The organism is Kordiimonas sp., from assembly GCF_965216265.1.
GTDB lineage: Bacteria > Pseudomonadota > Alphaproteobacteria > Sphingomonadales > Kordiimonadaceae > Kordiimonas.
This window is the reverse complement of record NZ_OZ244153.1, coordinates 2,404,034-2,415,931: the sequence shown is the minus strand read 5'-3', so window position 1 is coordinate 2,415,931 and position 11,898 is coordinate 2,404,034. Positions and strand designations below refer to the sequence as shown.

Below are 11,898 nucleotides of genomic sequence, written 5' to 3'. Positions count from 1 at the left end.
CCTCTCGATTTACGTGCACGTCAAGCGGTGCGGCGCTCACTTTTTCGCAATTGAGACACCAGTGTCACCACTGAAACACACCTTACTTTATGACGTTTTTTTTAAAGCTGGCTCTAAGGTCAAGATTCCGTAACGGAAATTTAAGGAGAGGAAGGAACACAAAAAGAATAAGGCGGCCGAAGCCGCCCCAAAAAAAATTTAAGTCCCCTTATACCAAAGTCTAAAAATCGAGGCTCAGGGTCAGGCCATAGGTTCGTGGATCGTTGGGGTAGCCGTTGTAACTTCCCGATTGCGCCACGGAATCAAAGATAAGCTGGAGATAATTCTCGTTGGTAATGTTCTTGGCCCATGCGGAAAGACGCCAGCGATTATCTTCACCTCCTTCAATGCCGATGCTGGCATTCAGGATAAATGTGCTGGGCATATCGCCAAACGGGTCAAGGTCACCGGCAACGTTTCGCTCGCCCCTATAATAGGCTTCACCCTGAATAAACCCGAGCATGTTGTCCCCAATTGGCTGGGTATAGGTTGCCGTGGATGTCATCGTCCATTTAGGCGCATCAGCGAGGCGAGTGCCCGTGAGGTCGGCCGCTCCCGTATAAGCCGCGTTGGTCGGGTCACACGATGGCTGCGGATTGGTTACCCGGCACGGCCCCCCCACAAATGAGGTATAGGTGGCGTCACTATAGGCGGCGGCAAATGTCCAGTTCAAATTCTCGGTTAGCGCGAACTGGCTATCAACTTCGATACCCTTGATGCGGATCGAACCAGCGTTCCTGAGTTCAAAGCCAAGGCCAGTGAAGATGTTGGACTGGAAGTCATCAACCTTTTGACTATAGGCCGCGATATTGACCTGTGCCCGCCTGTCCCAGAAACGGATTTTTGCACCCAGTTCCCAGGCATCCACAGTCTCGGGTTCAAACTCATAGGTGTTGGTATCGCCTGCGTTACTGGTAGCAGCAGCGCGGGAAGTGTCAAAACCGCCAGCCTTATAACCGCGTGAGAAGCTGAAATATGTGTTCAGGTCATCGTTCCAGTCATACGCAAGGATAACGTTACCCGTGAGCTTGTCTTCCGAGCGAGACCGGTCAAAATCGTTGCGCGGCGGGAAGAACTGGAGCGCCGCAAAACCACCAAACGGGTTGGCAAAATTTGGGTCCGAGATTGTCTGATTGAGGAGCGCCATTGCTGTCGGAAACGGTACGCCGGCCCCAAGAACTTGTGCAAGGAATATAGCGTTATAAACATTGCCAAGGTCAGGTGCCCCGTTGGCGTCAAACACATCTGTGAAATTCAGTGCTGCGAACGGGTCATCGATGTTGAAAACACCGGTCGCATCTTTCTTCTCTTTGGTGTAGCGCAGGCCGCCTGTCAGGGTCAGTTGATCAGTGATGTGCACATCAACTTGCCCAAAAGCCGCCCAGCTGCTTGAAGCTGTATCAAACTTCTCCTGCACCATGCCACCTTCTTCGGCGAAATAGGTGCCCACCGGCACCGGCGCTGGCCACAGGCCACCACCCGCGAGGGCAGACAGGGTCAGTTCAAGTCCGGTGATATTATCAAAGCCCGGCACAAAAGCATCGGAGCCCGCCAGTATGCTGAAGAAATCCCGGTTGTCAGCGCCGTAAGGCACCTTGTCTGTCGCGTCCAGGTTTTGCTTGGAATAGAAACCGCCAACGAGCCAGTCCACCCGGTTGTCGCCTGTGGATGCAAGCCGGATTTCCTGGGTGAAGATATCCACTTTGGTAAGCTCGCCGTTTCGTTTGATCAGGTCGGCTTGAGTGAAGTCAGCATCGAAGTTGGCGTCGGATTCAAAATCCCTGTAAGCGGAGATGGACGTCAGCTCAGCAGAGCCCAGGTCCCATTTCAACTCACCTGAAACACCAAAATCTTTCATGGCGTTAAGCATCACACCGTTGAAAGCAGTTTTGCGCTCATACGGGTCCGGCGGCACGATCTCAAAACCAAGGGCGGCGACAGCAGCCATGGTTGGCCCGTGCTCAATGAAGGGTGCCGCACAGCAAGCTTCATTGATTTCCGAATAGTCCCCAATCAGGCGGAAGGAGATAGCATCTGAAGGCTCCAGCAACAGTTGGCCGCGCACGGCCCAACGGTCTCGGTCGTTTACGTCACGACCGTCGCTTACATTTTCAATAAAACCATCGCGCTTGTTCACATTGGCCGAAAGCCTGAACGCTGCTTTGTCCTCTGCTATCGGCCCCGTCACCGTGCCCTTGAGGATAATCTGGTCATAGTTGCCGTACGAAACCTCGGCCTTGCCGCCAAATTCATATTCTGGCGACTTGGTCACAAAGGAGATTACGCCCGCAGACGTGTTTTTCCCAAAAAGCGTGGACTGTGGGCCGCGCAGGACCTCGACCCGTTCAACCGAGAGAAAATCGCCAATGGCGGCCCCTGTACGGGAACGGTAAATGCCGTCCACATAGATGCCCACCGAGGGCTCAAGCCCCGGGTTGAAGCCTGAGGTGCCAATACCGCGAATGTTAACCACCGTCTGAAAAGACGCAGCAGCTTGCGTGGTGTTCATGGCAGGCACTGCCATCATCAGGTCACGAACGTCGCGGATGTTGGATTTTTCGAGTGTTTCGCCGGTGTAGGCGCTGACGGCAATCGGTACGTCCTGAAGTGTCTTGGCGCGCTTTTGCGCCGTTACCAGGATTTCTTCCAGCGTGAAACCGCCGTCACTATCCTGATTGTCCTGTGCAAGCACCTGACCAGAAAAGCCAAGCGCTACCGCACCGATAGCAACCGAATGCAGCAGATGGGCACGCAGCGCGCGCCGTGTATAAACCTTCATGGTAATCTCCCCAGATTTTCCCCATAGCCCCGCCTTGGCCGGTCCCAGGTCAAATCTCCGCACGTTCTGGCAAACATGATGGCAGGAGTAGACCTCAATACCATTTTAAGGCAGTTCATTAAAATGATTTACCTCGAATGACAAAAGGTCAAGAAAAAGCACGCATAAAACTTAAGTTTCCGATCACCCGCCGTGCGTGTGTTGCACCTATACCATTGATTCAGGGCATGTTTTTAAGAGCGCGATAATTTCAGGTTTTTATTACCGCATGCTTGGCTTGTATCACTGCCGCCCAAAAAAAGAAGGGCAGCGATGCTGCCCTTCTCGTGGTTATTTTGCTTTGTATCAAGCGTGTCTGATTAGAACTGAGCCACCAGTTTGGCATATACCATACGACCGCGCGGATCGTGAGTACGGCTCTCGTAACCACCGTTAGTGGAAACATATGGTGGTGCTTTATCAAACGCGTTGATCACACCGAACTGAAGGCTAGACCCTTCCATGCTTTCGCTAAGGGCGCTCAGCTGCAGGGTATATTGAGCATCAACAGTCGTCATGGAGCCAATCGTGCTCCCTGCTGTCTGATCGTCATTCATGCCACTGATGTGCCGCACATAGAAGCGAGCGTCATGGTTTTCATTACCCCAGGCCATACCCGTATTAATGCGCCACTTTGGCGTTGGGCTGCCGAAGTTTGCAAAGTTACGGTTACCAGCACCATCAATGGACCCCGCTTGCGGGTCTTCAAGATCGTACTTGAGCACATGTGTTGCCTCGAAGAACGGCATGAAGGTACCCATGTCAGTATCGATGTTGTATTTCGCCGATACGTCAAAGCCCTGCGTCGTCACTTTGGAAGCGTTCAGATAATCCACGATCACCATGATGATGCTGCCTGACGTACCCGCCGAGCGGATCACACGGCTTGTATCTGTCGGGTTCGCATTCACAACGGCTTGGTAGTTTTCCTGAATGATTACGTCCGTGAAGGTGTAGTTCCAGAAATCGACATCGAGATCGAGACCGCCAACAGGTTCCCACGTGAAACCGAAGTTCCAAGCTTTGCCTTGCTCCGGCACGATAGTGCGGCCACCATCAGGTGCCACAGAACGAACCGCAGCGAACGCTGTGCCGCCAAGTGGGTCTGTAACCTGATTAAGCGACGTGCCACCACCGGAAACCTGAAGCACACTTGGTGCCCGGAAACTGGTGGAGTAACTGCCACGAAGCGCCATGGTTTCTGTTGGGCGATACAGAAGCGAGATTTTCGGATCAGTGGTTGCCCCGATATCGCCGCCGTAAATCTCGTGACGCAGTGCGATCGAAAGGTCGAGCTGATCAGTGATCGGAATAAGTGATTCCCCGAAAATACCAACAGCGCTACGATTGTCGCTGAAATCAGTGTTGCCGATTACGAAAGCAAAACCGTCCGCGTTCGAGATGTCGTCATAGTCACGACCCCAGAACTCATCCCGGATCTGAATACCTAGCGCGAGACCGATATCGCCTGCACCAGTGGAACCAATCGTACCGGATACCACCGCATCATAAACGGTTGTTTTCGAAGTACCGTCAATCACTTGTTCGCCGATGATATAGTCCATCACCGCGGCACTATTCGGTGCTGTGGTGAAGCTTGTAGCAAACGGGTTGAAGAACTCACAACCCGCCGTACCCGGCGCAACTGAACCAACGCCGGCGTCACAAGCGCCGTAACCGATCAAGGCACGCTGGAAGTTGTCTGTGATCACATCAGCTGTTGCGATCTGATAGGTGTTCTTACCGTGGGTAACACCAAAATCATAGCTCCAGTTCTCATTGAAATCACCTGTCAACTCGACGTTGAAACGGTATGTTTCAGACGCAAACCGGTTCGGGCTTGGATCACCACCGTTACCGATCGCGCGGCCAAGGAAGGTCACACCCTCACCAAATGGGTTTTCAGGGTGATAAGCTGGTACACCCGCTGAACCCAGTTGCAGATACGGGAAGGTTGGTGAGTTGTTCCGGACCGCGCCGGTATCAGCCCAGCCACCTTCCAGGCGCAATTGGTGACCGTCCCCGAGATCTTGCGTCACCACGGCGTAAGCCTGTTTGCGCTCCTCTTCAGGGACAAGGTTATAATAGTCACCGAAGTCCAAGCCACAGGTACCCACATTGATACCGCCTCCTAGCGGTACCGCCACATCCGGGATACCGCCCACTTCCTCACAACCGTATGGGTCGATGACCGGCGCTGTTGTGCCGATCAAGCCAATAATAGACGGCACATAATAGGAGCCTGGGTTACCAAGAACCGAGCTATCGTCTGACGGCAGGCTGAAGCGACGCTCCGCAGTTGTCAGCGGTGAACGGTCATAATAACTGAACGCACCCATAAAGTGGGTCGTATCATTCCCGAAACCGAACTTGGCTTCATAAAGCTGGTCAGATTGGCTGCCCTGGTCGGTAAGCGTCTGGTACTTGGCGCTGACCTTCACACCTTCGAACTGGTCGTCGGTAATGAAGTTAACAACGCCCGCGACAGCGTCGGTACCATAAATGGCGGCTGCGCCGTCTTTCACGATCTCAATCCGCTGCACAGCAATCTGCGGCACAAGCGCGCTTGTATCCACAAACGCAATACCGTCGTTTGTTGTTGTGCCGGCAACCACCTGGCGACGACCGTTCAGGAGAACGAGCGTTGATGCCACACCTAGGCCGCGCAGGTTAAAGTTGGACGTGCCTGACGTACCGTTCTGCGTAAACGCATCCGGGTTATTCTGGGCACCATTGTTGATGGTCAGGGTCTGAACAAGGTCAGCCACATTGCTGGCGCCGATCTGGTTCAGGTTTTCTGAGCCAATCACCGCAATCGGTGATGGGCTGTTAAACTGTGATTTACCTTTAAGATAAGTACCGGTGACCACGACTTCTTCGATTTCCAGCATGGAATCGGCTTCGTCCTGGGCTATTACCGGATTTACTGCAAACAAACTCAAACATCCCGCGGCGAGCGCGGTCGTATTGAACAAGCGGTTCTGGCGCATGTTTCCCCTCCGTTGTTAAAAAGCTACTGCTTTTCCTTCCCAACAGTAATTGGATAGGTCGAAAGCCATTAGCGTCAAGCGGATGAGGAAATTTCAATACGTCGAAAAGCGCCACTGTTGCCTCTGAGCAACAGTTTCGGTCAACACAGGTCAGTTGGGATGGATAAGTGCCTGTTTTACAAACACCTCAGCCATGCCAACGCCAAGGCGCGCATCGATATAAGGTGTCAGGTAAGCTTTCACGATATCAGGGTCTATTGGCCTGTTCACCTGAAAGGTTTGGCGCGACAACATAGACAGTGCTGTATTGAAGTCTGACCGGACTTGGGGCAGCCGTGATCGCACGACCTCAAAGTCCTGAGTGTTCTCCATCACCAGTACAATCTGCAATGTAGCCTGACCCTCAACAATGCCGCGTTTGATGACGGAGAAATTGAACGGTGACATCTCAAGCTTCGGTTTGCCGACAAACTCCTTGTCTCCTTCTTCCTCTTCAGAGAAAGCAAAAGCCGCAGGACCGAAAAGGCTAAAACCCATCAAAAAAGCGATTAGAAAAATTCGCATCAAAAACCCACCGTTCCCATTTTCAGTCATCACGCAGCCGGTATGATCCGGCACTGTATCGGTCACGCATCATGCCTATATTTCTGTGAATACAGCCTTAACATTTCACATCACCTGATAGAAGCTATCTCATAAAGTTAACCAGCTTACCTTGCCACCCTCACCGTCACATCACGTGAATAAAACAGCTCATCAAATCGCTGCAACATAAGAATGTCGCATTATAAGACATGTGTTGTATAATGCGATGATTTTGTGTCCTTTTTTGCAACAAATTCAACCATTTAATTGAACACTTATACAATAAAAGTCACAACATATTGATTTATAATGATATTTAAGAACTTATTAAAACTGGCACGAGCCTTGTATATATAGGGATACCTCTCGAGCAGGGGTGCGGGAATGGGTAAATTTATTTACTCGACCCCCAATCGTGCACCTGTTCCCGCGTACCCCGCGCTCGAGAAGTTTCTCCTAAAAGCCGCGCCGCAAGCGCGGTTTTTTTGTTGCTAAAATCAACCAGATAGCGCGAACAGAGAATGCTTGAATTCACCTGAACGCATCATTCCCACGAGTGATTTTATGCAAAAAGGCTGAAGCTTGATGAGGATGCGCCCGACTGAAGGCGCGCAAGCCCGGTCTGAAGGTTCGCGAGTTGCGCCTGTTGATAGGGAGACGCAGATCCCTGGTTAGCGGAACCGTTCTTCAGTTGCTCAATCAGCGGATTATAGTCCAGCGACCGGTAGGCGCGCTGCACGGTTGAAACTGCCCCGTCCAGAAGTCCCAGCACATATTTGGCCGTTTGTTTGTCCCCGATATGAATAGCCCCGTCGAGGCCAAGAGCAAACACGCCACCTGTATCCTCTTCAGGTGGGATATCCTTATCTTTGTCGGTGGTGATATCAAACACTTCGTTCTTGGGCAAAATCCGGCCCGGCTCAATACCAATGCGACTCAACAGGTCCCGGCCTTCCTTACCAGCAAAAAGCTCGATGGCAACACCATCGTCCAGGGCGCTGATCTTCATTTTTGAGCCCTCATCTGTATTGGAGACCTCTACCTTCAACTTCGAAAAGCCTGCTATGCGAATTTTCCGCGCCAGATCATCAAACGTATCGCCCTCGTCGAGCTCAATACGTTTTTTGCTACCACCATCAATGGAGAGATAGAAAAAGTCATCCACTTTGGCTGACGTTTGGGTCTGTATATCAAGAGTCTCATCAATCTGGACCGTGCCCTGCGGCAGACCAAGCGTTTCCAGAACGGAATTACCCTTGTTCGTGAAAGCAATACTGCCAGCCGTAGACCCCGCGAGCCCCTCGCCATATTGCTCAATATCTTCAACAACGCCCGAGGTACCATTAAGGCGCGCTACAAAAGCATCCGTCGAGCCCTGCCCGGTCTCACCCGCAAACGTTCCGCTTGTTGAGCCTGCAACATAAACAACGCCGTCGGCAACCGTCACATCAGCAACCCGGTCGGTGCTGCTGGTGGAAAGATACGTAGTGAAATCACCACTCAGGTCCGTCGCGCCTGAAAGTGTCAGGCCGCTTACAAAACCTTCAAATGCCCCTTCAGCGCTGCCGTTTTTGGTAGCTGTTCCGCCAGCATCAAGGCTGGCGTTGGTGGTAACCCCAGCGATATAGACCTTGCCATTCGTGTTATCGATCGTGATGCCCTGGATAGAACCACCCGCCCCAAGGCTGCCAAAATCAACACTGTCGGTCTGGTTGGTGAGATCGCTGCCGTCAATGCGGCGCACTACGGCATTGCCGTCTTCTTCCACCGCCACAACCAGGTTGTCGTTATCGTCAACAGCGATACCCTTGATCACCTCGTTGTCGCTGGTGCCAAATACGTTGGAATCCACGAGCGCTCCGGTAGAGCCGGACAGCTTCACGATCAAGGCGTCCTGCCCACCGGAAAACCCCGAGGAGGCACTGACGCCCGACTTGGTGTAACCGCCCACAAAAATGTCGCCACTCGAATCAACTGCCACGCTGTTCGCACCAGTTTCACCAAAAGTATCAAGCTGGTAGCGGAAAACCTCATCACCACGCTTGCTGATCTTTTGTACAAAAAGGTCGGTGCTATCTACCACATCGGAGGACGAAAGCTTGCTGTCAGTCTGGCCAACAAGAATTACATTGTCGTCCTCGTCAACAGTTATGCCCTGCACGCTCGCAGTACCTGAAACACCCAGAAGGCGGGAAAAAACAACGTTTCCTTCGCTGTCGAATTTAGTGAGGAAAACATCTTCACCTTCAGCAGTATTTAGCTGGTGGCCAAAACTACCTGCTGATGTCCCCACCACATAAATGCTGCCTTCACTATCGGTCGCGATACGCTTGGCCGTGGTATCCGCATTAACCTTATTGGCGCTATCGATATTGGTGAGCGAAGAGGTGTTGTCCGTGCCGTCAGCGTCGTCATCATCTTCCGTCGCGTCTTCGCCGAGCACCTTGGTTTTTGCGTCAGCCAGAAACTTGTCCCGCATCTCCTGAAGCTTGGGGTCAAGCTCGTCGTCTTCTTCCTCTTTCACCAAGCCTTTGATTTCCGTGGCCGCATAATCAATGCCCGCAAAAGACGTGGTGTCATCAGCCGCTATCGTGCCACTCAGGTTATTGAATTCCGTGATCCGGCTCGTAACCGCATAGGAGTCATCAAGCTGCTTCACCGAAGACGCCACATAGAGCGTCGGCGCGGAGCTCGCAGCCGAGAAAGAGACCTCCTCTGTGATTGTGCCGTCAACCTGCAGGCCATACCGACCGCTGGAACCGTCTCGCCGGATATCAAACCGGGTCTGGTGTTTGATATATTCTTCACCCTCGTCATCAAGAGCCGTAAGGGCTTCAATCTTGCTGTTGACCAGATCCTTGATGCTGTTAAGTGAAAGCGTGCCCGAGATTTCGCTCAGGTCAACTTCGATATTATCCGTCTCACCGCTTTTAGTGATGGAGACCGTGAAAACTTCCGTGCCTGTCAACCCTGCAAGCGCGTCATTGGGATTTGATGCAACCAGCGAACCGTCAAACCCGGTTTCGTTCTTGCCAAGCCGCGCGCTGGTTTCTGTTTTATACTGCTTTTCGCCCAGAAAAAGCTCAAGCTTCTCAAGCTGCGCGGTCGAGAGATACTCCCGCACCTCAGAGAGGCCTTTCTGGAACTGCTCGTTCAGCCGTTTGAGCGACGCAGACGACGTTGTATCGGCGGAGGCATACTCAGCCAGAATACGCAAGTTGGACAGGGCTTTGAAAACAGCAAAAGAAGCTTGTTTGTCCGGGTTGTCCGCAACTGCCTTCAAGTCACTCGATTTCAGGTCAATGAAACTTGATAGCTCACGAACTTCACGAATCTGCTGGTTAAGCGTTTTGGTTTCTTCGGCCTGTTGCCACGGCGGCACAATCCCGTCATTGGTACTACCAAAGTTATAGGCAGCGCGATCTTCTGCAGAAAGGCTGGCCAGCGTACGTTGGGCGATCTTGGAGTTGGCAGCAGCCTGAATAAGCGATGCATCCACCCCGATGATCTGGGTGGTGAAATTGGTTTGGCCGCCAAGGCCAAATAATCCACCGCTTGAATTTGCTATGCCAAAAAATGCCATTCGCTACTTTACCAGCTTTCTGCCGTCTATCCTAGCGAGCCATTCGGGGCCAATTTTTGGCCGGGGGCCCGCATGTAAAACTCGGCAAATATTGCCGCATAGGCAAATTATTCCCCGTAAAACTGACAACCTCATCAGAACGACTCGGCCTCGCGGGAATTTATTGCCGTTGAATTGCTTTTTCTCACAATTCTCCCTACATGTGATGCAAGGAACGTGACAATTACGCTGCAGACACCCGAGAGCCGTATCTTCTGGGCCACGACAGCAAACGACGAGGACTTTGACCGATGACCGCCATTTTTGTGCTGCTTGATAGCCTTCTCGGCTTTTATGCGCTCTTGCTCATCATCAGCGTGGTGCTGAGCTGGCTCACCACCTTCGGCATTATCAACACCCATCAGCCGTTTGTACGGTCGGTCCTGCACTTCCTGCATGCCGTGACCGAACCGGCGCTCAGGCCCATTCGTCGCATTCTGCCCGATATGGGTGGTATCGACATTTCACCCATCATTCTCTGGTTCCTGATCTATGCGCTTAGGGTACTGCTGAAGGCAGACATCGCCCCACTCTTTGGCGTGAATGTCTACTGAGGTTTTTGAGCAGACGGAAGGCGGCATCCGCCTTCACATCCGCCTGACCCCGAACGCACGATCTGAGGGCATTGAGCGCATAGACATATCTGCAGAGGGCACCAAACGCTTGCGCGCCAGCGTCACCGTGGTGCCCGAAAAGGGCAAGGCCAACAAGGCGCTGATCAAGCTTCTCGCCAAAAAACTGAGGTTGCCCAAATCGACCATTCGCCTTATAGCGGGGGAGCAATCCCGGAATAAGACTATCGCAATCGACGGTCATCCGGATGAACTGATACCGGCGCTTGAAAATATGCTCTCCAGCCTTGGGTGATGGGTTGCCCTGAAATGGCTTTAAAGCAAACTTTGGCGCCCGCAAGGAGACGCCCATCCAATGGCCACCACCCCTTCAAACCTCATTGATGGCAAGGCGTTTGCCGCCCGTGTTCGAGACGGCGTTGCCGCCGATGTCACGAAGCTGAAAAGCCGCGGCATCACGCCAGGCCTCGCGGTTGTGATCGTGGGGGAAGACCCCGCAAGCCAGGTTTATGTGCGCAACAAGGTGCGCCAGACAGCTGAGGTTGGCATGCACAGCGTGCATCACGAATTCCCTGCAAACACCAGCCAGGAAGATCTGGTTGCCAAAGTGCGTGAGCTGAACGCAGACAACAACATCAATGGCATTTTGGTGCAATTGCCACTGCCCAAGCATATCGATGAGGTAGCCGTGATTGAAACCATCGCACCAGAGAAGGATGTTGACGGTTTTCACGTGATCAATACCGGCCTTCTCGCCACCGGCGGCGAGGGCATGGTGCCCTGCACCCCGCTCGGTTGCCTGCTGATGCTCAAGGACCGATTGGGTGACCTGTCCGGCAAAAAGGCTGTTGTGGTGGGCCGCTCCAACATTGTTGGCAAACCCATGGCTCAGCTTCTGCTGGACGCCAACTGCACTGTTACCATCGCCCACAGCCGCACCAGAGACCTGCCCGGTGAGGTTCGCGCTGCAGATATCGTGGTGGCTGCTGTTGGCCGGCCTGAGATGATCAAGGGTGACTGGATCAAAGAGGGCGCGGCAGTTATCGACGTAGGCATCAACCGTATTGACGCGCCAGAGCTTGGCGAAGGCAAAACCCGCCTCGTGGGTGACGTGGACTTCAACGGTGCCGCGCCTCATGCTGGTGCCATCACCCCGGTGCCGGGCGGTGTTGGCCCCATGACCATTGCCTGCCTGCTTAAAAATACCGTGACAGCAGCGTGCCGACAGAACAATATCGACCCGAACGCACTTTAAAACGTATTTGATCCAGG

The 11,898-nt window shown here is 52.9% G+C and carries 7 protein-coding genes; 3 read left to right on the top strand and 4 right to left on the bottom strand.

Annotation, left to right across the window (positions count from 1 at the left end; genetic code table 11):
- Nucleotides 1–220 precede the first annotated feature (220 nt).
- The 4 genes from ACOOGA_RS11120 to ACOOGA_RS11105 form a co-directional block, all read right to left on the bottom strand.
- Entirely contained in the window at nucleotides 221–2,818 is a 2,598-nt protein-coding gene (locus tag ACOOGA_RS11120) for a TonB-dependent receptor (protein ID WP_420428716.1), read from the bottom strand.
- Nucleotides 2,819–3,177: 359 nt separating this feature from the next.
- Nucleotides 3,178–5,847: a TonB-dependent receptor plug domain-containing protein gene (locus ACOOGA_RS11115; RefSeq protein WP_420428714.1), complete on the bottom strand. Its 2,670-nt coding sequence runs from the start codon at nucleotides 5,845–5,847 to the stop codon at nucleotides 3,178–3,180.
- 150 nt (nucleotides 5,848–5,997) lie between these two features.
- Nucleotides 5,998–6,384 (bottom strand): hypothetical protein, encoded by a 387-nt coding sequence (locus ACOOGA_RS11110; protein WP_420428712.1) that lies wholly within the window; start codon nucleotides 6,382–6,384, stop codon nucleotides 5,998–6,000.
- Nucleotides 6,385–6,994: 610 nt separating this feature from the next.
- Nucleotides 6,995–10,015: an SBBP repeat-containing protein gene (locus ACOOGA_RS11105; protein WP_420428710.1), complete on the bottom strand. Its 3,021-nt coding sequence runs from the start codon at nucleotides 10,013–10,015 to the stop codon at nucleotides 6,995–6,997.
- A 290-nt stretch (nucleotides 10,016–10,305) separates the two neighbouring features.
- Here ACOOGA_RS11105 and ACOOGA_RS11100 point away from each other — a divergent pair, with 290 nt between their 5' ends.
- From ACOOGA_RS11100 to folD, 3 genes are read left to right on the top strand one after another with little or no spacing between them, the layout of a single operon-like run.
- Nucleotides 10,306–10,608: a YggT family protein gene (locus ACOOGA_RS11100; RefSeq protein WP_417459574.1), complete on the top strand. Its 303-nt coding sequence runs from the start codon at nucleotides 10,306–10,308 to the stop codon at nucleotides 10,606–10,608.
- Complete coding sequence (locus ACOOGA_RS11095) at nucleotides 10,598–10,921, top strand: DUF167 family protein (RefSeq protein ID WP_417459573.1); 324 nt, start codon at nucleotides 10,598–10,600, stop codon at nucleotides 10,919–10,921. The genes ACOOGA_RS11100 and ACOOGA_RS11095 overlap by 11 nt, the downstream gene beginning before the upstream one ends.
- Before the next feature lie 60 nt (nucleotides 10,922–10,981).
- The gene (folD, locus tag ACOOGA_RS11090; protein WP_420428708.1) at nucleotides 10,982–11,881 is read left to right on the top strand and encodes a bifunctional methylenetetrahydrofolate dehydrogenase/methenyltetrahydrofolate cyclohydrolase FolD; all 900 of its coding nucleotides are present in this window, start codon (nucleotides 10,982–10,984) and stop codon (nucleotides 11,879–11,881) included.
- The last annotated feature ends 17 nt before the right edge of the window (nucleotides 11,882–11,898 follow it).